Here is a 19,799-nt window from a genome sequence, read left to right as displayed (position 1 = left end):
GATGCTCGATGGGTGAGCGAAGAATCCCCCTTGCGCGGCGCCGATCTCTCCACGGTGCTGCCGATCATCACGACCGAGCACTTCAACCTGCAGACCGTCCGGTCGTCCACGACGTCGGAGGCGGTCGGGCGGGCCGGCATGTTCCTGGCGACGGTCTCGACGGCGCTGGTGGCGTTGAGCTTCGCCGGGCAGGTGACCGACTTCGGCGGCTCGTTCGCCGTGTTCGGCGCCGTGACGTTCCTGTCGTTGTTCTTCCTGGGCGTGGTGACCTTTGACCGGACGCTGCAGGTCTCGATCGAGGACATCCAGGCCGCGCAGCGCATGAACCGGCTCCGGCGGCTGTACTTCGAGGTGGCGCCGGGCCTCGCCGAATACCTGGCGCCGCCGGCCGACAGCGACGATGTCGCGGAGGTGCTGCGCAGCGGCGGGATGCGGGTGGCGCGAGGACAGATGCTGCTGACCGTCGCCGGCATGGTCAGCGTGGTCAACAGCGTCATCCTGGGCGTGCTGGTGGGCACGCTCGTGGCACGGATGGACTCGGACCTGATGTGGGCGGCGGTGGTCTCGGGCGCGCTGGTGTTCGTGGCGAGCGTGACGGCCCATCAGCGGATCCAGCACGTCCGGCGCTCCCGGTCCGAACGGCTCGTGCCGTAGGGCGATACTCGCGCGCGGAGGGGGCTCCCGGGCCGGTAGCCTCGGGTCTGTGATTGACCTGCGAGCTCTTCGAGAGGATCCCGAGCGGCTGCGCGCGTCCCAGCGCGCCCGCGGCGAGGATGAGGCCGTCGTCGACACGCTGCTCGACCTGGACGAGCGGCGGCGTTCCGCGCTGACCGGGTTCGAGTCGCTGCGCGCCGAGCAGAAGAGTTTCGGCAAGTCGGTGTCCAGGGCCCAGGGCGACGAGCGGCAGGCGCTGCTGGCCCGGGCCAAGGAGCTGGCGCAGCAGGTCAAGGAGGCCGAGGGGGAGGCCGACCGGCTGGCCGCCGAGCTCGACGGCGTGCTCAGGGTCGTGCCCAACATCATCGAGGACGGCGCCCCGGCGGGCGGCGAGCAGGACTTCGTCACGCTGGAGCACGTCGGGGAGGTCCCCTCGTTCGACTTCGAGCCCAAGGACCACCTGGAGCTCGGCGAGGGCATCGGCGCCATCGACATGGAACGCGGCGCCAAGGTCTCGGGCGCGCGCTTCTACTACCTGACGGGGGTGGGCGCGCGGCTCCAGCTGGCGCTGCTCAACCTGGCCATGGAGCAGGCGATCGAGGCCGGCTTCGTGCCGATGTACCCGCCGGTGCTGGTCAAGCCGGAGGCGATGGAGGGCACCGGGTTCCTCGGCGCCCACGCCGCGGAGGTCTACCAGCTGCCGCAGGACGACCTCTATCTGGTGGGCACCTCCGAGGTGCCGCTGGCGGCGTACCACATGAACGAGATCATCGACGCGCTGCCGCGGCGGTACGTGGGCTGGTCGTCGTGCTTCCGGCGGGAGGCCGGATCGTACGGCAAGGACACCCGGGGGATCATCCGGGTGCACCAGTTCGACAAGGTCGAGATGTTCTCCTACTGCGACCCGGCCGACGCGCACGACGAACACCTCCGCCTCCTCGGTTGGGAGAAGGAGATGCTCGCCAAGGTCGAGCTGCCGTACCGCGTGATCGACGTCGCGGCCGGTGACCTCGGGGCGAGCGCGGCGCGCAAGTTCGACTGCGAGGCGTGGGTCCCGACGCAGAACGCCTACCGCGAGGTCACCTCGACCTCCAACTGCACCGAGTTCCAGGCGCGGCGCCTGGCGGTCCGGCACCGTGACGGCAACGGCAAGACCCAGCCGGTCGCCACGCTCAACGGCACGCTGGCCACCACCCGCTGGATCGTCGCCATCCTGGAGAACCACCAGCAGGCCGACGGGTCGGTACGGGTGCCGAAGGCCCTGCAGAAATACCTGGGCCTGGAGGTCCTGGAGCCGGTCACACGCTGACGAACCTGGGCCCCGCCGAGCTGCGGCGGGGCCTTTCCTCGTTATCCGGACGCGCCTTCACACGGCGACGTGGACACCTATGTGAGGTATGGGGTGTACGAGTCGCCTAGGGTAGGTTTCCGCAGCACGGATGGGGCGCACTCGGGTGCGCGGAGGGGATGCGGGGAAGATCAGTATGCGGCGAGACTGGTAGGTGTCATGTCTGATCCCACGCCGCCGCGCCTGATCGCCACCGATCTCGACGGCACGATCGTACGCTCCGACGGGACCATCTCCGCCCGTACCGTGGCCGCCCTCGCCCGCGTCGAACGGGCCGGTGCGACGCTCGTCATGGTCACCGGCCGCCCGCCGCGCTGGATGCACGAGATCGCCAACGCGGTCGACCACCACGGCATCGCGATCTGCGCCAACGGGGCCGTGGTCTACGACCTGCACACCGAGACCGTCGTCCGCGCCCACATGATCGAACCCGATGTGATCGCCAAGGCGGTGGAACGGCTGCGCGCCGCCGTTCCAGAGCTGCGGTTCGCGGTCGAGTACCCGACCGGCTTCGTCTTCGAGGCGCGCTACAACCTGGGGCGCTGGGACGCCGAGGCGCTCGGCGGGCGGCCGGTCGACGGCGAGACCCTGGTCAGCCGCGGCGGCACCAAGCTGCTGGCGTTCCACCCGAACGCCGATCCCGACGCGCTGGCCCGGCAGGCCGTGGAGGCGGTCGGCGACCTCGTGACCGTCACGCATTCCTCGGGGCGCGGGCTGCTGGAGATGAGCGCGCAGGGCGTCACGAAGGCCAGTGCGCTGGCGGAGCTGTGCGCCGAGCACCAGATCGCCGCGAACGAGGTCGTCGCGTTCGGCGACATGCCCAACGACCTGCCGATGCTCACCTGGGCCGGAACGTCGTACGGCGTCGCCAACGCCCACCCGCTCGTCCTGGCCGCGGTCACCGGCACCACCGCCCGCAACGACGACGACGGAGTGGCCGAGGTCTTGGAACGCCTGTTCCCGTGAGCCTGGGTGGGGCACCCGCGCCTTCCGCGACGCGATGCGCCTCGATGCGCCGCGACGCGACGCAACTGGACGCGGCGGGACTGGACGCGGCGGGACGCGACGCGGGGCGACGCGACGCGGCTTGACCGACGTAACGCGCGGCGACGGCCGTGATCGGAGAGATCACGGCCGTCGCGCGTACGGGTTACAGGTAGGGGCCGGAGTGGCGTGGGTTTTGCTCGGCCGCCGCGGCCGCTTCGGGCGGGACCATCCCGGCGGGCAGGGCGCGGCGCATCTGCTCAAGCTGGGCGCGGGCGGCCATCTGCTGGGCGAAGAGCGTGGTCTGGATGCCGTGGAAGAGCCCTTCCAGCCAGCCGACCAGCTGGGCCTGCGCGATGCGCAGCTCCGACTCGCTCGGCACCGTGCCCTCGGTGAACGGGAGGGACAGGCGTTCGAGCTCCTCGACCAGCTCCGGGGCCAGGCCGTCTTCGAGCTCCTTGATCGACGACTTGTGGATCTCACGCAGTCGGGCACGGCTCGCCTCGTCCAGGGGCGCGGCCTTCACCTCTTCGAGGAGCTGCCGGATCATGCCGCCGATCCGCATCACCTTGGCGGGCTGCTCGACCATGTCGGTGATCGACTTTTCGTCCCCCTCGCCGTCCCCGGGACCCTCGAGCGCGATGCCGTTCGGGCCGACCACGAGAACCTGAGGCTCCTGCTCGGACTGGTTGTTCGAAGGCTCGTTCATGATTTCTCCAGTTTCACACGGTCAGCAGAATCTTGCCGATGTGGCCGCTGCTCTCCAGGAGGCGATGGGCCTCTGCGGCGTCCGACATGGGCAGCGTGCGATCCACCACCGGCCGCACGTCCCCCGACTCGATCAGTGGCCACACGTGCTCGCGCACGGCGGCCACGATCTCGCTCTTCTGGTCCAACGGACGGGATCGAAGTCCCGTGCCGTGCACCTTGGCCCGTTTGCCCAGCAGCTCGCCGAGGTCAAGTTCGGCCTTGGCGCCGCCTTGCAGGCCGATGACCATGAGACGGCCGTCGGCGGCGAGGGAGCTGACATTGCGGGCCAGGTACTTGGCACCCATGTTGTCGAGGATCACGTTGTACGGGCCGGACGAGACGAAGTCGTCCGTACGATAGTTGATCACGATGTCGGCGCCGAGTTCGCGGCAGCGGGCGGCCTTGTCGTCGCTTCCCACCGTGCAGGCGACCTCGGCTCCCTTCGCCCGCGCGAGCTGGATGGCCATGGTGCCGATACCACTGCCGCCGCCGTGCACGAGGAAGGTCTCCCCAGCTCTCAGCTCGCCAAGCATGAAGACGTTGGACCAGACCGTGCACGTGACCTCGGGCAACCCGGCGGCCTCGACGAGATCGACGCCCGCCGGTACGGGCAGCACCTGCCCGGCCGGGACGACGACCCGTTCCGCGTAACCGCCGCCGGACAGCAGCGCGCAGACCTCGTCGCCGACCTTCCAGCCGGTCACGCCCGGGCCGAGCGCCGCGACGCGTCCGGAGGCCTCCAGCCCGGGATGCTCGGGCGCGCCGGGCGGCGGCGGATAGAAGCCGAGCCGCTGCATGACGTCCGCCCGGTTGACGGCGCTCGCCACCACGTCGATAAGGATCTCGCCAGGTCCCGGCTCCGGATCGGGCACCTCGGTCCACTGGAGAACGTCGGGCTCTCCCGGCTCGCGAATCACGATGGCGTGCATACGGCTCACGCTACCGGGGAGGGCGGGAACGGTGGTCGACCACGGTGGGGCCGGGGAGCGCGGCGAACAGGGGGAAGTGCTCGTACGTCTGGGGATGCGTGGTATTGGACCACAGGTATCCTGCCGTGAGGCTATTGCCGAACAAACTCCGGAATGATCTACAGAGGCATGGCCGAGGGGAGAAATTCGGTGGCAAAGAACGATCACGACGGGCGTTCGCTGGAGGAGCGCCTGGCCTCCCTCGACGCGATGAACAGCGAGGCCGCGGGTCCTGCTGCCGCCGTGCCGCCCTCCCCGGGGACCGACGAGGACGAAGCCACCCCGACCACGGTCGTCAAGCGCTCCGGCTCCCCTCCGGCTCCGATGTCGCAGGACGCCGCGCCCGGCGAGCCCCAGGCGGACGATGCGGATGCCGAGCCGGCCGCCGGGTCGGGGCCGGAGCTGGAGACCACTCAGCCTCCCTCGCCGGGGGCTCAGGCGCCGCCTTCTGACGCGGAGCTCAACCCGTGGCTGGCCGCGCCGCCACTGCAGGAACCGGGTGGGGCCGGGCAGGCTCCTCCGCCGCCGGGGGCCGAGCCAGGCGCGATTCCGCCCCCGCCGGGCTTCCCTCCCTACGGCGAGCTGCCCGCACCGCCGCCGTACGGCGCGACTCCCCCGCCGTTCGAAGGCCCGCAGCAGCCGTATGACGGCAGCCCTATGCCACAGCCGTTCGACGGAGGGATGTTGCCGCCTCCCTACGGCGGGTTCCCGTCCTACGATCCGGCTCAGATGCCGCCGTACGCGTACGAGGGCGGCCAGGCTTCGCCACCGCCGCATGATGGCAACAACCAGCTGCCGCAGCCGCCGTATGAAGGCGGCCCGCAGCCTCCGTATGAGGGCGTTCCGCAACCGCCTTATGAAGGCGCTCCGCAGCCACCTTACGAGCGTGGGCCGCAGCCTCCATACGAAGGCGCTCCGCAGCCTCCGTATGAAGGCGCTCCGCAGCCGCCTTACGGGAATGCGCCGCAGCCGCCGTACGAGGGCGCTCCGCAGCCGCCGTACGAGGGCGTTCCACAGCCGCCTTACGACCCGGCTCAGCAGACTCAGTTCGATGGCGGGCCACCCGTTCCGCAGCCTCCCTATGACGGTGGCCAGCAGCCGCCGCAGCCGTACGACGGCCCGGGGGCGCCTCAGCAGGACGCGGCCGGCCAACCCGCGCCACCCCTCGACCCGCTTCCGGCCTATCCGCCGGAGCAGTTCGGCGCGCCCGACCCTCAGCAGCAGCCGTATCCCTACCAGCCCGGGGACGCCCCGCAACCGCCTGGCCCGCCAACTGGCGAGCCCCAGTACGGGCCGCCCGGCAATCCTGCATCCGCACCCGGATACGCCGGTCCCGGCCATCCGGGTCAGCTTGGTGCTCCCGAGGGTCATCTGTCTGGCCCGCCCAGGCCACCTGAGGGATTTGAGGGTTACGCGCCCGGCCCGGCCGAGGGGTATGTGCCTGGTCCGCCTGAGGGCTATCCGCCCGGGCCACCCGAGGGGTACGTCCAGGGGCCGCCCCCGCAGGGGCCGCCCGCCGCTTACCCGCCGCCTCCTGGCCAGCCGTACGGCCCTCCGCAGGGTCCGCCGCAGGGTCCGCCGCCTGGGTATGGCCAGGTGTCACCCCAGCACCAGTACCCCCAGCAGCCGCAAGACCCCGAGAGCCTCAGCTCCGAAAATCTCCTCGGAGAGCGGCGCATCGCCCCGTCCACCGGGTGGCGTCGCGCCGTCTACAAGGCCACCGCGGGCAACATCCATCCGGGCGAGTCGCAGGCCGAGCTGCGCCGCAAGGACCTCATCGGGCGCGCCCGTACCAACGTGGCAGGCGGTCACCACCGGGTGGCGGTCATGTCGCTCAAGGGCGGCGTGGGCAAGACCACGACCACGACCGGGCTGGGCTCGATGCTCGCGTCGATGCGCGGCGACCGGGTGATCGCGGTGGACGCCAACCCGGACCGCGGCACGCTGTCGGACAAGGTCAGGCTGGAGACCGCGGCCACGGTCCGCGACCTGCTCAACAACCGCGACAAGATCAGCCGGTACGCCGACGTGCGCGCGTTCACCTCGCAGAACGAGGCGCGCCTCGAAGTGCTCGCGTCCGACCGGGACCCCGCGGTGAGCGAGGCGTTCAGCGCCGAGGACTACTCCGCGGTCGCGGTCGTGCTGGAGCAGTACTACTCGATCTGCATCACCGACTGCGGCACCGGCCTGCTGCACTCGGCCATGGCCGGCGTGCTCGCGCTGGCCGACCAGCTGGTCCTGGTCAGCTCCCCGTCGGTGGACGGCGCCCGGTCGGCGAGCGCCACCCTGGACTGGCTGGAGGCGCACGACCACGGACACCTCGTCCGCAACGGCGTGGTCGTGCTTTCGATGGTCCGCAACCGCACCCGCAGCCAGGTCGACCTCGACAAGCTGCAGGCCCACTTCGAGAGCCGGTGCCGCGCCGTCGTGCGGATTCCCTACGACGACCACCTTGAGGAGGGCGCCGAGGTCGCGCTGGAGCAGCTCGCTCCGCCCACCCGGGAGGCCTACCTCATGCTGGCGGCCGTGGTCGGCGACGGCTTCGCCTACCAGCGCCCGACCGAGTGATTCAGCGCCCCTCGCTTGAGTACGCGTACTCAGGCAAGGGCCGCCTGGTCGCCGGATCATGAGAGGTATGTTCAGACGTCTTTCCGCGGCCGCCGCCGCCCGGTCCACCGGATGGTTCGGGATCATCGTCCCGGCCGTCTACGCCCTGCTGGTGATCGCCGTGGCGCTGGTGGTCCTCGTCGACAACCTGTTCCTCGACCACGAGGACGCCAGCCTCAGCGCGGTCTGGCTCATTCTTGTGACGGCGCCGCTCTCGGGCGTGCTGCTGTCGGGGCTGGCAGGCCTCGAAGGGTTGGTCGGTGAGCTGCCTCAGCCACTGGGAACCGGGCTCGTCTACCTGTTGACCATCGGCGCCGGGTTGGTCCAGGCCTGGCTGCTCCGGCTCGCTACCCGCGGACGCCTCCGCGAGGGTGCCGCCCGTTCCCACGTGCCGGTGCCGTGACCCACCCGGTTCACGATCCGCCGGGGGCGTGAGCTAGCGTCACGGGACGTGATGGATGGTGTGTACGTGGGGAAGGCCGCCGTCGACGCCGCTGGGGACGGCGGCTGGCTGCTCGGCCATTTCAAGCCCGAGGACGACATCCGGCACAGCGACGAGGTCGAGATCAAATGGGGGATGCACCCTCGCGGTGACCGGCGCGCGCAGTGGGCCACGGGCGAGAAGCGCACGGCCCTGCTGGTCCTGATCAGCGGGCGTTTCCGGATGGAGTTCCCCGAGGGCGACGTCGTACTGGCCGAGCAGGGGGACTACGTGGTCTGGGCCCGCGGCGTCGACCACTCCTGGTACGCCGAGGAGGAATCGGTGGTCATGACGGTCCGCTGGCCCTCCATCCCCGGCTACAAGGTCCCCGAGGCCTGAGCCGCAATGAGGTCGAAGCCAGTCGCACGCGCCCGCTATCGTGGTCTGCGGCCAGGAGAGTTCGCATAGTGGACTAGTGCAGTCGCCTTGAAAGCGACCACGGCTGGGGACAGTCGTCGTGGGTTCGAATCCCACACTCTCCGCGGGTCCACGCGCCCCCGGCAGGCTTCGGTGCCCGCCGGGGGCGCGCCGCGTTCCGGCTGGTAGCGTCGATGAACGTGGGGGAAATCGGGGGATCGACTCACGTGACGTTCCCGGCCGGGAGCGTGTCAGGACGCTCCAAGGCGCTCGCCGTGGTGCCTCTGGACGGCGGCGGCTTCGGTGTGGTCGCGGAGAGGACGCCGTTCCACCCGCTCGATCCCGGCTGGCCCGACCAGCCCGGCGACACCGGCTTCATCCAGGTCGACGACATCGTCCAAACCGTCGTCGACTGCCTGACCGGCGTGCTCCCGGCAAGGAGCGAAGGGCCTCTGGGGAGCGGCACGGGGCTGCTCGGGAGCGGTGGGTTGCTGCTCGGCGATGACATTCCGGCTCGGCGCGGCGACCCGGACTGGCACTGGCTGGTCGTTCACGTGGTCGAACGACCGGTGCCGGTCCAGGCCGAGATCGAGCTGACCGTCAACGCCGAACGGCGGCGGGCCTTCTCGGCGGGGCACACCGCCTGCCACCTGATGGCACTGGCCCTGAACGCGGCGCTGGCCCCGCGCTGGAGCAAGGACGCGCCCCGGACCGACGGCCTCGGGCGTCCCGATTTCGACGCGCTGGCGATCACGTCGTCGCGGATCGTGGCCCATGGCAGCCGGGACGTGTATCGGATCGGCAGGTCCCTGCGGAAGAAGGGGTTCACGGCCGAGGGCCTGGCGGAGTCGCTGCCCGAGGTCACGGCCGAGCTGAACCGCCTGCTCGCCGAATGGGTTTCCGCGGACGTTCCCATACGCGTCGAGGCGCCGTCGCCGGAGTTGACCGCCCGCCGGATGTGGCACTGCGAACTGCCTGAGGGAACGGCGGAAATCCCCTGCGGAGGAACGCATCTGAGGCGGTCGGGGGAGTTGTCGTCGATCACCGCCGGGCTTGAACTGCCGCCCGGCAGCGAGGAGCTCGTGGTCGAGACGAAGGCCGTAGAGGCGGAATCATCGGATGATCCGGCATGAAAATCGCCTAAACCATCCGTTACCCTCTGGGCCATGTCTCAGAACCCGCAAGATCCGGCAGGCACGACACAGCAGTTCCAGCGCTTCCAGCAGCAGGGGCAGACCGAGAGGTCCGGCCCCAACCTCGGCCTCATCATCGGCATCGTCGCCGTGGTGGCCGTCGTCGCGGTGCTCGTCATCGCCCTTCTCGCCCTCGGATGAGGACCTGAGCGCCGTCCGGACGTCCGTTCAGCGAAGCTCACTGCGAGCCCGCCGCCCACGTTGACGTGGGACCCCGTCGGCGGCAGCGGTTCAGCGGCCGCTGCTCGAGAAGTGCTGGTAGTCCTTGGTGCCGCTCCAGTCGCCGCCCCAGCCCCAGCCGATCGCCGCGAACGCCTTCACGACCTTGTCGCCCTTGTGAATGACGCCCGGGTCGCGGTTGGCGCGATTCTTGTACTTCACGCAGTCCTTGTGCGCGACCTCGCCGCCCGCGGTGACGTAGGGGTTCTCGCAGGGATTGATGTCGATCGCCAGCCCGTACGCGTGCTGTGACCAGTTGCCCGAGCCGGTCGCGTTCCGGCAGTTGAACGCCGAGGTGTTGTCGGCCTCGATCGAGTCGAAGTCGCTGCCCTTGTAGACGTCCACCGGCACCATGCGCCGGATCGGATAACGCTTGTCGAACAACGTCCGGAAGACCCCGACCAGGTCGTCGGCCGCCTTGGCGTTGACCACGAGCTTGCCGCCCTCGTGCGGCTTGCCGTCCATGCCCCAGTACGTCATCTCGATCATCCGCAGGCCGGACGGTCCCACCGGGCAGCCCTTGCGCCAGGAGTGCTTGAGGTCGGCGGCCGAGACCTTCTTCACCTCGGCACGGAATCGTTGCGACGTCTCGCTCGGCGAGGGCGCGGCCGACGTGGCGGACGCCGTCGCCGTCGCCGTGGGAGGCGTCGCTGACGCGGACGAGTCCGTCCCGGAATCAGACCCGTCGCCGCATCCGGTCGTCACGGAAACGAGCGTGGTCATGAACGCTGCGGAGCGCAGTAGCCGTCTGCCTGGCATTCGAGCAGGATCGCACGTCGGGCCGTTCACGTGTTGGACCTCGGGTTCGCTACGGTGCGTCTGTGGGCACGTCCGTCGTACAAGGGGACGGGGGCGGACGGGCCGCGCTGTTTGGCTGACCCCCCACCGGGCATTGTCCCGGCGTCCCCGGCGCAGGGAGCCGGCATGACGGAGCCCGAAAATCCGCCAAGTCTGGAGGACGAGATCTTCTCGGTGGCCTCCAGAGTCGAGGTCGAGAGCGCGAAGGACTCGGCGCCGCGCATCCGGCTGCCCTGGGACAAGGCCCCCCAGTTGCCGGGCGGCCGCTTCACCGGCATCGTCGCGGCGGGCTTCGGCACGTTCGTGCTCGTCGACGTCATCATGATGTGGGCCCCGCTCAAGATGGCCCGCCGTCCGAGCCTGCTGCCCCAGATGGTGATTTTGCTCCTGCTGGCCTTCGGCCTGGGCAGCCTGCTGATCTGGAAGGTCGGCGGCTCATGGCGTGCGTTCGGCATCGGCATGATGCTGGCCTGGGTCTTCCTGACCCTGGTCTCGGTCGGCTTCCTCACCGGCCTCACACTCTGACCGCCTTCAGCGACCGGCCGCAGCCGGACCCCGCAGCCGGACACCGGCGCCGGGCGGGGTCAGCAGGGGGCAGTCGGGGTCAGCCGGGTCAGCCGGGGTCAATCGGGGCAGCCGGGGGCAGTCGGGGTCAGCCGGCTTCGCTGATGCGCTTGTTGACCGCGGTGAAGGCGCGGCCGATGGCGGCCAGGTCGGAGGGGTCGATGATGTCGATGAAGAAGTCCCGGACGGTCTCGACGTGGTCGCGCGCGGCGCGGTCGAGGGCGTCGAAGCCCTCGTCGGTCAGATGCGCGTAGACGCCGCGTTTGTCGTTCGGGCAGCCGCCGCGGAAGACCAGGCCCTTGGATTCAAGACGGCTGCAGGTGTGGGACAGCCGGCTGCGCGACTGGCTCGCGTGCTCGGCCAGCTCGGCCATGCGGAGACGGCGTTCGGGGGCTTCGGACAGCCGCACCAGGATCTCGTACTCCGACACCGACAGGCCGTGCTTGGACTTGAGGTCACGGTCGAGAAGCTCGGTCAGCCGGACACTGCCGTCCACGAACGCCCGCCAGTCGCGCTGTTGGTCGGCATCGAGCCAGCGTGGTTCGGTCATGTCAGGCAGTATAGAGCACCTGTTGAAGCTTCAACCAATTCTGTTACCGTGTGGGCCACCAGGCACGGAGCCATGACGGAATAGTTTATCTTTCAATCATGTTCCTCCTGGCGCACGTCCTGGTGATCCTTGGAGGAGGAGACGAGATGCCTGCTGTGATGGCGGATCCGCTGACGCTGCCGCGGCTGCCGCGGCTTTCTGAGGAGGCGACCGGCTGGCGTCGGGTCGCCAAGGTCGTCACCGCTCAGCGCCACCTGGAGGGTGAGGGGTTCCAGGTGCGGCGCCCGTTCCCGGGTGTGGACCTGGCGCTGGCCGACCCGTTCCTGCTGCTCGACCAGATGGGCGAGGTCGAGTACGCGCCGGGCGAGGCCATGGGCACGCCCTGGCACCCGCATCGCGGGTTCGAGACCGTGACGTACATGATCGACGGCACCCTCGCCCACCACGACACCACCGGTGGCGGCGGTGTGATCACCGACGGCGCCACCCAGTGGATGACCGCCGGTGCCGGGATCCAGCACATCGAGCAGCCGCCGCCCGAACTGGTCGCCAAGGGCGGCCTGTTCCACGGCGTGCAGCTCTGGGTCAACCTGCCGCGCGCCCAGAAGTGGGTCAAGCCGCGCTACCAGGACATCGAGGCGCGCGACGTGAAGCTGCTGGCCGCCGACGACGGCTCCTCGCTCGTCCGCGTGATCGCCGGTTCGGTGGCGGGCTTTCAGGGTCCGGGTTCGACGTACACGCCGATCACCTACGTGCACGCGACCGTCGCTCCCGGCGCGCGGCTGACCCTGCCCTGGCCCCGGGACTTCAACGCGATGGTCTACTCCCTGTCCGGCCGTGGCACGGCCGGAGTCGAGGAGGTCGCGGTCGGGGACGGTCAGCTCGCGGTCTTCGGGGGCTCGCATCACAAGGGCGAGACCGACGGCCTGGTCGTGCGCGCGGCCGAGAGCCAGCCGCTGGCCAGCAAGAACGGCTGGGAGATCCTGATCCTGGGCGGCCTGCCGATCCGGGAGCCGATCGCCCGGTACGGGCCGTTCGTGATGAACACCCGTGAGGAGATCGTCCAGGCGTTCGAGGACTTCCAGTCCGGCCGGATGGGGACGATCCCCGCCGAGAAGGTCCCGCACCTCTCCTCGGCCGACGAGTCGCTGGCCTGACGGGGGGGCGTGGAGGCGCCGGTCCGCCGGTCCAATTTGCGTCATTCCCGGCACGCCGGGCGCGCCCCGTCATTATTCGAACGTATTGGCGAGACTCGCGTGACGGTCGATGGAGTCGTGCGCTACTGTGTTCGAACAGTCGAACAGAGATTCGACAGATTCGTTCGAATGCGCTCGTCCGTGTGAGGTCAAGCGAGGCTTGCCCGTTGCTGACGATGGGCCGGAGGTGAGGCGGCATGGTGGCGACGGTTTCCGCGGGCCGTCCGGTGGCCGGGGGCGGCCATGATCTCGGTGCGCCGACGTCCGGCCGGTGCGGAACGGCACGGCGGCCCGCGACACGCCGTACGAGTTTCTACGCAAATCTACGGCCACAGCTATATCGCCTCATAGAGTCCGAGACCGTGGACCCCGTGCGCAATCCCTATGCCCCAGGCGCCGGGCAGCGTCCCCCCGAGCTGGCCGGCCGCGACCGTGAACTCCAGCAGTTCGAGGTGGTGCTCGAACGGGTGGCCCGGGGCCGCCCGGAGCGCAGCATGATCGTCACGGGGCTGCGTGGGGTCGGCAAGACCGTGCTGCTCAACGCGTTCCGCTCGATGGCGATCCAGCGGCTGTGGGGCACCGGCAAGATCGAGGCACGTCCCGACCAGTCGATCCGGCGTCCGGTCGCGTCGGCGCTGCACATGGCCGTCCGCGAGCTCGCCCCACGGCATCGCGCCCCCGACCGGATCGAGGAGTTCCTCGGCGTCCTCAAGGCGTTCGCCCAGGCGGGCGAGGAGCCGGCCGGCAAGACCAAGGCGCGCGTGCACCGCTGGCAGCCGGGCATCGACGTGCCCGCCGCCCGCGGCCGAGCCGACTCCGGCGACCTGGAGATCGACCTCACCGAGCTGTTCGTGGACGCCGCGTCCGTCGCCACCGATGTGGGCGTCGGCATCTCGCTGTTCGTGGACGAGATGCAGGACATCCCGGCCGATGACGTCTCCGCGCTCTGCGCCGCCTGCCACGAGCTGTCGCAGAACGGCGGGCCGCTGATCGTCGTGGGCGCCGGACTGCCGCACCTGCCGGCCGTGCTGTCGGCGAGCAAGTCCTACTCCGAACGGCTCTTCCGCTACGCCCGCATCGACCGGCTCGATCGTGAGTCAGCCGACGTCGCGCTGCTGGCTCCGGCGGAGCGCGAGGACGTCACGTTCACCGAGGAGGCCCTGGACGCGCTCTACGGCGCGGCCGACGGCTATCCCTACTTCGTGCAGGCCTATGCCAAGGTCGTCTGGGACGTCGCGCCCGACAGCCCGATCACGGCCGACGACATCAAGGTCGCGGCGCCCGAGGCGGAGAGCGAGCTGGCGGTCGGGTTCTTCGGCAGCCGTTACGACCGCGCCACCCCGGCCGAACGCGACTACATGCGGGCGATGGCGACCCTCGGCGACGAGCCGGTGCCGACGTCCGCGGTCGCCGACGAGCTGGGTCGCAAACCCTCCAGCCTGTCTCCGGCCCGCGACGGCCTCATCAAGAAGGGCCTCATCTACAGCGCCGAGCGCGGGCTCGTCGCCTTCACCGTTCCGCACTTCGGCAAGTTCCTGAGGGCCCAGCCCGCCTAGCCCCACCGCCTAGCCCGGCCTACCCGTCCCACCCGCCTCGCCGTCCCGCCCGCCTCGCTGTCCGCCCGCCTCGCCGTCCCGCCCGCCTCGCCGTCCTCCCCGGCCCGCCGTCCGCCCGCCTCGCCGTCCTACCCGCCTCGCCGTCCCACCCGCCTCGCCGTCCTACCCGGCCCGCCGTCCTCCCCGCCTCGCCGTCCGCCCGCCTCGCCGTCCGCCCGCCTCGCCGTCCGCCCGCCTCGCCGTCCCGCCCGCCTCGCCGTCCCGCCCGCCTCGCCGTCCTACCCGGCCCGCCGTCCTCCCCGGCCCGCCGTCTCGCCCGCCTCGCCGTCCGCCCGCCTCGCCGTCCTACCCGCCTCGCCGCCTGCCTGTCTCGCCGTCTGCCTGTCTCGCTGTCCCATCCGCCTCGCCGTCCTACCTGGCCCGCCGTCTGCCTGTCTCGCCGTCCTGCCTGTCTCGCCGTCCCACCGTCTGCCCTGCTCGTCTTGATCGCCTCGCTCGTCCCACGTCCTGCTTGTCTTGATCGACCGACCGGCCGCTACACGGGTATACCGCTCTCTAGCGTTAGCGCTAGAGGCCTGTATAAGGCTGCATCGAAGCGGGCTCGTCATCAGAATCTACGGCTTCCTAGTGCTGGCTCTAGAGAGTCGTAGATTTGGCAAGCGATGTTCTCTTTCGTTCTCTAGTGCCCTATGGGGTCAGAGCTAGAGAGTGCAATAGGGTGGCAGAGAGTAGCCTCGTGTGCTCGTGGCCACACGCGGACACTGCCGAAACCGGACAAACAGGCCATCTTTTCCCTCTCGTGAAAGATCCTCGGAGAGCCGTCGCGCACGATCTCCCGAGGAGGTCTCATGGTCAGGAACCTCTCCCTCGTCGCCGGCGCCGTGACCGCGGCACTCCTCGCCGCCGCATGTGGTTCCAAGGGGGAGTCAGGGGGCGCCACCGGGGACACGCTGGTGCTCGGCGCCCCCTACTCCAACACCGGAGCGCTCGCCCGGGAGGGCCAGCTGACCAAGCAGGGCTACGACCTCTGCAAGGAGACGATCAACGCCAGGGGCGGCGTGCCGGTCGGCTCCCGCAGGCTCAGGATCGACATCCGCTACTCCGACGACACGTCCAAGGCCGACGTGGCCGCCCGCATCGTCGACCGGCTCAACGACTACGGCGTCAAGCTCGTCCTCGGCCCTTACGGCTCGGCGAGCACGGCGGCCGCCGCGCCGGTCGTCGAACGCAACAAGCAGGTCATGGCCGACGCCGCCGGAGCCGACGACAAGATCTTCCAGCAGGGTTACCGGCGGTCGTTCGCCGTGCTCTCCCCCGCCACGGAGTACGCCGCGTCGATGGTCAAGGCCATCGACGAACTCGCCTCGCCCAAGCCCAGGACCATCGCGTTCCTGTCCGCCGACGACGGCTTCTCCAAGACCGTGGCCGAGGGCGGCGTCGCCGAGGCCCGCGAGCGCGGCTACACCGTTCTCCCGACCGAGTACTTCCCCGCCCACGCGACCGACGTCAGCGCCGTGCTCACCAAGATCAAGGGAAAGAGGCCCGATGTCATCGTCGGGTCGGTCCATCTGGCCGAGGGCATCGCGATCATCAAGCAGGCCAACGAGCTCGGGGTGCGGCCCAAGCTGTTCGCCGAGTCCGTCGCGCCGCCCACGCCCGACTTCCGCAACACCCTGCGCAGCCTGGCCAACGGCGTGATCGGCTCCAGCCAGTGGACCGCCGAGGTCCAGGGCTCCGAACCGTTCTTCGGCACCGCCAAGGACTACGCGGCGGCGGTCCAGGCCCGGTACGGGCATCCCGCGCAGTATCACAACGCCGAGGCGACGGCGGCCTGCCTGGCGCTCGCGATGGCGGCCCAGAAGGCCGGTTCGACCGAGCCCGACAAGGTCCGTGACGCGATGGCCGCCCTCGACACCCCCTCGTTCTTCGGCCGGATCAAGTTCGACGCGACGGGCCAGAACAAGTTCAAGCCCATGTCGGTGATCCAGGTGCAGGCGGGCAAGGTCGTGACCGTGTGGCCCAAGGACGCCGCCGCCGCGAAGCTCATCTGGCCCGCCCAGTGAGCTCGTTCCTGCAGGCCACCCTGAACGGGCTGCTGCAGGGCGGGCTGTTCGCGCTGATCGCGGTCGGCTTCTCGCTCGTGTGGGGCGTCATGAACGTGATCAACCTCGCCCACGGCGCGTTCGTCGTGCTCGGCGCGTACATCGCCCTGGGCCTGTCGGACACGTTCGGCCTCGACCCGTTCATCGGCATGTTCGGCTCGGCCGCCGCCCTCTTCGTGCTCGGGTACGCGATCCAGCGCGGGCTGATCAACCTGGTGGTGAACGCGCCCATCTTCATCACGCTGCTGCTCACGTTCGGGCTTGAGCTCGTGCTCGTCCAGGGCATGAACATCGCGTTCACCGGGGACTTCCGGTCCATCCCCACCTCGTACGCCCCGCGCGGGATCGGGCTGCCGGGCGGAGTGCAGATCCCGCTCGGCCGCCTCCTGGCGTTCGCGATCGCCGTCGCCGTGGCGATCCTCCTCGTCGCCTTCATGAACCGGACCCGGACCGGCCTGGCGATCATGGCGACCGGGATGGACCGCGGTGCCGCCCGGTTGATGGGCATCAGGGCGCGGCACATCTACGCCCTCACGTTCGGCCTGGCCGCCGCGCTCGCGGGCGGCGCGGGCGCGATGGTCGGCACGATCGGCACCTTCCACCCCGCCGACGCCGGACGCTTCACACTGTTCAGCTTCGTGATCGCGGTGCTCGGCGGGCTCGGCAACATGTACGGCGCGCTGGCGGGCGGGCTCGTCCTGGGCCTGGCCGAGTCCTGGGCGGGCCAGTACCTGTCCGGCACCTGGGCCAACGCGGTCGCTTTCGCCGTTCTCGTGCTGGTCCTGGCCACCCGCCCCGCCGGCCTCCTCGGCCGGGCGTTCTACGAGGCCAGGCAGGAGGTGTGATGACCCGCCCGAGCGACGCCGACGAAGAGCACAACCGAGCCGAGCAGCACCGACGTGAGCAACCACCCGCCACCCGCGACCGCAGAAAGCAGCCTGGCGAGGGTCAGAGCAGCCGGCGACACGGCCTGCCTGGTGGAAGGAGGGATGGGCGAGGCCGTCAGCATGGCTGGGGCGGGCTTGATGGGGTGCGGAACGTGGCGCCTTGGGGTGCCGGGGCGGTGGCCGTGCTCGGTTGCGTGTTCTTGCAGACGCAGCTCTACACCGGGCAGGTACGGGTCGTCACCGCGGTGTTCATGTTCATCGTGCTCGCGCAGTCGTGGAACCTGATAGGCGGCTTCACCGGGTACGCCTCGTTCGGCCAGGTCGTCTTCTTCGGGCTCGGCGGTTACACGACCGCGGTGCTGATGTCCCATGCCAGGTGGCCGTTCTGGCCGTCGATGGCGGCCGCCGGGCTCGTCGCGGCGGCCTTCGCGGCGCTCATCGGCCTGCCGCTGCTGCGGCTGCGCGGGCACTACTTCGCGATCGCGACGCTGGGCGTGGCCGAGGGGACGCGCGAGCTGGTCATCAACGCGCCCGACCTCACCGGCGGCGGCGCGGGCATCACCATCCCCACGTTCGGCGCGGACGTGCCGACGCCCTATCCGGGCGTGGACGGCTTCTACGTGATCTTTCTCGTGCTGGCCACCGTGACGGTCGTGGTCGCGGCGCTGGTCACGCGGGGCCGGTTCGGGATGGCGATGCGCGCGATCCACCAGGACGAGGAGGCGGCGGCCTCCATGGGGGTCAACACCACCCGCACCAAGGTCGCCGCGTTCGCGCTCTCCGGGTTCTTCGCCGGGCTCGCCGGGTCGGCCTACACGTTCCAGCTGGTCACCGTCTATCCGGACCGGATGTTCGACGTCGAGATCACCGTGCTGATGGTGATCATGGTGGTGATCGGCGGGGCCGGGACCATCCTCGGGCCGTTGCTGGGCGCCGTCGGGCTGCAGTTCCTGTCCGAATGGCTGCGGCAGTCGTTCACCGAGTACCACACGTTCATCCTCGGCACGATCATCATCCTGGTCGTCGTCCTCATGCCCGAGGGAGTGGTGACGTACGTCCGGGACGCCTGGCGGACCCGCGACTTCTCTCCCCTGGCCAACATCCGGAGGTACCGGCTATGACGCCGCCCATGCTGGAGGTGCGCGGGCTCACCCGGCGGTTCGGCGGGCTGGCGGCGCTGTCGGAGGTGAGCGTGCGCGTGCCCGCCGGGCGGACGCTCGGCGTCATCGGGCCGAACGGCTCCGGCAAGAGCACGCTCATCAACGTCGTCACCGGTCATCTGAAGCCGACGTCCGGGACCGTGCTGATCAACGGCCGCGACCTCACCGGCGCCAGGCCGTGGACGGTCGCCAAGGCGGGCGTCGGCCGGACCTTCCAGGTGGTGAAGCCGTTCCGCGGCATGTCCGTCCGCGAGAACGTGATGGTCGCCGCCACCTACGGCGCGCACGGCCGGACCGCCGCCGACGCGGCCGGGCTCGCCACCGACGTCCTTGCCCGCGTCGGCCTCGCCGGCCAGGCCGGACGGGCCCCGGCCGAACTCTCGGTCGCCGACGCCCGCCGGCTTGAGCTCGCCAGGGCCCTGGCGCTCGAACCCCGGCTGCTGTTCCTGGACGAGGTGCTCGCCGGACTGCGGCCCGCGGAGATCGACCCTGCCCTGGACCTCATCCGCGCGCTGGCCGCCGAGGGCGTCACGATCGTGGTCGTCGAACACGTCGTCCGCGCGATCGTCGAGGTCAGCGACGAGGTGCTCGTCCTGCACGAGGGCAAGGTCCTGACGTCGGGGCCGCCCGACCGGGTCATGGCCGATCCGCGGGTCATCGAGGCCTATCTGGGCCACCGCTACGCGCGCCGCGGCGGTGCGTGATGTTGGAGGTGCGGGGCCTCACGGCCGGCTACGGCCGTGTCCGGGTGGTGTGGGACGTCGATCTGACCGTGGGCGAACGTGAGATCGTCGCGCTGATCGGGCCCAACGGTGCGGGCAAGACCACGTTGCTGCGGGCCCTGTCCGGCGTGCTCCCCGCAGCGAGCGGGACGGCCATGCTCGCGGACCGTCCGCTGACCGGACGATCGATCGAGGACATCGCGGGCCTGGGCGTCGCGCACGTACCGGAGGGACGGCGGCTCTTCCCCGGACTGACCGTACGCCAGAACCTCCTCCTCGGCGCCTGGCGGCACCGCACAGCCGAGATCGACCGCGTGCTGGAGCTCTTCCCGCAACTGGCGCCGCGCCTGAACCAGCTCGCCGGCAGCCTGTCCGGCGGGGAGCAGCAGATGTGCGCGATCGCCCGCGGCCTCATGAGCCGCCCCCGCCTCATGATGATCGACGAACTGTCCCTCGGCCTCGCCCCCATCATCGTCGACGAGATCGTGATGCGCCTGCCGTCCATCGCCGCCGGCGGCACCGCGGTCCTGCTGGTCGAGCAGGACGTCGACACCGCCCTGTCACTGGCGTCACGCGCGTACGTACTGGAAACCGGCCGCATCGTCCTACAAGGCCCAGCCGCCGACCTCCTGGCCGACAGCCGAGTCCAAGAGAGCTACCTAGGAATCCCTCCGCAACCATGACCCCACCCCCGACGCCAAGC

General features: G+C 70.3%; 20 protein-coding genes and 1 tRNA gene. 17 read left to right on the top strand and 4 right to left on the bottom strand.

What is annotated here, in order from left to right:
- Positions 1 to 12: 12 nt before the first annotated feature.
- From ABD333_RS33690 to ABD333_RS33680, 3 genes are all read left to right on the top strand, one after another.
- The gene (locus tag ABD333_RS33690) at positions 13 to 654 is read left to right on the top strand and encodes a hypothetical protein (protein ID WP_344546585.1); all 642 of its coding nucleotides are present in this window, start codon (positions 13 to 15) and stop codon (positions 652 to 654) included.
- 49 nt (positions 655 to 703) lie between these two features.
- Positions 704 to 1,963 carry a serine--tRNA ligase gene (serS, locus tag ABD333_RS33685; protein ID WP_344546584.1) on the top strand — a complete coding sequence of 420 codons (1,260 nt, stop codon included), beginning with the start codon at positions 704 to 706 and terminating at the stop codon, positions 1,961 to 1,963.
- A gap of 198 nt (positions 1,964 to 2,161) precedes the next feature.
- Complete coding sequence (locus tag ABD333_RS33680) at positions 2,162 to 2,968, top strand: Cof-type HAD-IIB family hydrolase (RefSeq protein ID WP_344546583.1); 807 nt, start codon at positions 2,162 to 2,164, stop codon at positions 2,966 to 2,968.
- A 184-nt stretch (positions 2,969 to 3,152) separates the two neighbouring features.
- Here the strand turns inward: ABD333_RS33680 and ABD333_RS33675 are convergent, their stop codons facing one another.
- Both ABD333_RS33675 and ABD333_RS33670 read right to left on the bottom strand, forming a co-directional pair.
- Positions 3,153 to 3,695, bottom strand: coding sequence for a bacterial proteasome activator family protein (locus ABD333_RS33675; protein ID WP_344546582.1), 543 nt, complete (start codon positions 3,693 to 3,695; stop codon positions 3,153 to 3,155).
- A gap of 13 nt (positions 3,696 to 3,708) precedes the next feature.
- Positions 3,709 to 4,665: an NAD(P)H-quinone oxidoreductase gene (locus ABD333_RS33670; RefSeq protein ID WP_344546581.1), complete on the bottom strand. Its 957-nt coding sequence runs from the start codon at positions 4,663 to 4,665 to the stop codon at positions 3,709 to 3,711.
- A gap of 189 nt (positions 4,666 to 4,854) precedes the next feature.
- Between ABD333_RS33670 and ABD333_RS33665 the strand changes: the two genes are divergently transcribed.
- From ABD333_RS33665 to ABD333_RS33640, 6 genes are all read left to right on the top strand, one after another.
- The gene (locus tag ABD333_RS33665) at positions 4,855 to 7,272 is read left to right on the top strand and encodes a nucleotide-binding protein (protein ID WP_344546580.1); all 2,418 of its coding nucleotides are present in this window, start codon (positions 4,855 to 4,857) and stop codon (positions 7,270 to 7,272) included.
- Positions 7,273 to 7,339: 67 nt separating this feature from the next.
- Positions 7,340 to 7,714: an SCO4225 family membrane protein gene (locus ABD333_RS33660; protein WP_344546579.1), complete on the top strand. Its 375-nt coding sequence runs from the start codon at positions 7,340 to 7,342 to the stop codon at positions 7,712 to 7,714.
- A 51-nt stretch (positions 7,715 to 7,765) separates the two neighbouring features.
- Positions 7,766 to 8,131 (top strand): cupin domain-containing protein, encoded by a 366-nt coding sequence (locus tag ABD333_RS33655; RefSeq protein ID WP_344546609.1) that lies wholly within the window; start codon positions 7,766 to 7,768, stop codon positions 8,129 to 8,131.
- A 54-nt stretch (positions 8,132 to 8,185) separates the two neighbouring features.
- Positions 8,186 to 8,274 (top strand) — tRNA-Ser (locus ABD333_RS33650).
- A gap of 102 nt (positions 8,275 to 8,376) precedes the next feature.
- The gene (locus tag ABD333_RS33645; protein ID WP_344546578.1) at positions 8,377 to 9,282 is read left to right on the top strand and encodes an alanyl-tRNA editing protein; all 906 of its coding nucleotides are present in this window, start codon (positions 8,377 to 8,379) and stop codon (positions 9,280 to 9,282) included.
- Between the two features lie 33 nt (positions 9,283 to 9,315).
- Positions 9,316 to 9,483 (top strand): hypothetical protein, encoded by a 168-nt coding sequence (locus ABD333_RS33640; protein ID WP_344546577.1) that lies wholly within the window; start codon positions 9,316 to 9,318, stop codon positions 9,481 to 9,483.
- Positions 9,484 to 9,573: 90 nt separating this feature from the next.
- On the opposite strand, the gene ABD333_RS33635 is transcribed toward ABD333_RS33640, so the two are convergent.
- A complete protein-coding gene (locus tag ABD333_RS33635; protein ID WP_344546576.1) occupies positions 9,574 to 10,266 on the bottom strand; it encodes a M15 family metallopeptidase in 693 nt (230 codons plus the stop codon).
- Positions 10,267 to 10,485: 219 nt separating this feature from the next.
- Between ABD333_RS33635 and ABD333_RS33630 the strand changes: the two genes are divergently transcribed.
- Positions 10,486 to 10,884: a hypothetical protein gene (locus ABD333_RS33630; protein WP_344546575.1), complete on the top strand. Its 399-nt coding sequence runs from the start codon at positions 10,486 to 10,488 to the stop codon at positions 10,882 to 10,884.
- Positions 10,885 to 11,011: 127 nt separating this feature from the next.
- Here the strand turns inward: ABD333_RS33630 and ABD333_RS33625 are convergent, their stop codons facing one another.
- Positions 11,012 to 11,473, bottom strand: coding sequence for a MarR family winged helix-turn-helix transcriptional regulator (locus tag ABD333_RS33625; protein ID WP_344546574.1), 462 nt, complete (start codon positions 11,471 to 11,473; stop codon positions 11,012 to 11,014).
- A 146-nt stretch (positions 11,474 to 11,619) separates the two neighbouring features.
- On the opposite strand from ABD333_RS33625, the gene ABD333_RS33620 reads away from it, so the two are divergent.
- The 7 genes from ABD333_RS33620 to ABD333_RS33590 all read left to right on the top strand — a co-directional run bounded on the left by ABD333_RS33620 (position 11,620) and on the right by ABD333_RS33590 (position 19,779).
- On the top strand, positions 11,620 to 12,630 hold the full coding sequence (locus ABD333_RS33620; RefSeq protein WP_344546573.1) for a pirin family protein: 1,011 nt from the start codon (positions 11,620 to 11,622) through the stop codon (positions 12,628 to 12,630).
- 410 nt (positions 12,631 to 13,040) lie between these two features.
- Positions 13,041 to 14,225, top strand: a complete 1,185-nt coding sequence (locus ABD333_RS33615; protein ID WP_425546955.1) for an ATP-binding protein — start codon at positions 13,041 to 13,043, stop codon at positions 14,223 to 14,225.
- Between the two features lie 848 nt (positions 14,226 to 15,073).
- A complete protein-coding gene (locus tag ABD333_RS33610; RefSeq protein ID WP_344546571.1) occupies positions 15,074 to 16,288 on the top strand; it encodes an amino acid ABC transporter substrate-binding protein in 1,215 nt (404 codons plus the stop codon).
- Positions 16,285 to 17,172: a branched-chain amino acid ABC transporter permease gene (locus ABD333_RS33605; RefSeq protein ID WP_344546570.1), complete on the top strand. Its 888-nt coding sequence runs from the start codon at positions 16,285 to 16,287 to the stop codon at positions 17,170 to 17,172. The genes ABD333_RS33610 and ABD333_RS33605 overlap by 4 nt, the downstream gene beginning before the upstream one ends.
- A 194-nt stretch (positions 17,173 to 17,366) precedes the next feature.
- A complete protein-coding gene (locus ABD333_RS33600; RefSeq protein ID WP_344546569.1) occupies positions 17,367 to 18,335 on the top strand; it encodes a branched-chain amino acid ABC transporter permease in 969 nt (322 codons plus the stop codon).
- Complete coding sequence (locus tag ABD333_RS33595; protein ID WP_344546568.1) at positions 18,332 to 19,078, top strand: ABC transporter ATP-binding protein; 747 nt, start codon at positions 18,332 to 18,334, stop codon at positions 19,076 to 19,078. The genes ABD333_RS33600 and ABD333_RS33595 overlap by 4 nt, the downstream gene beginning before the upstream one ends.
- A complete protein-coding gene (locus ABD333_RS33590; RefSeq protein WP_344546567.1) occupies positions 19,078 to 19,779 on the top strand; it encodes an ABC transporter ATP-binding protein in 702 nt (233 codons plus the stop codon). The genes ABD333_RS33595 and ABD333_RS33590 overlap by 1 nt, the downstream gene beginning before the upstream one ends.
- Positions 19,780 to 19,799 lie beyond the last annotated feature (20 nt).

This window comes from Actinomadura fulvescens, from assembly GCF_039533225.1.
GTDB classification, from domain to species: Bacteria; Actinomycetota; Actinomycetes; order Streptosporangiales; family Streptosporangiaceae; genus Spirillospora; species Spirillospora fulvescens.
This window is presented reverse-complemented; position numbering and strand designations above follow the sequence as displayed.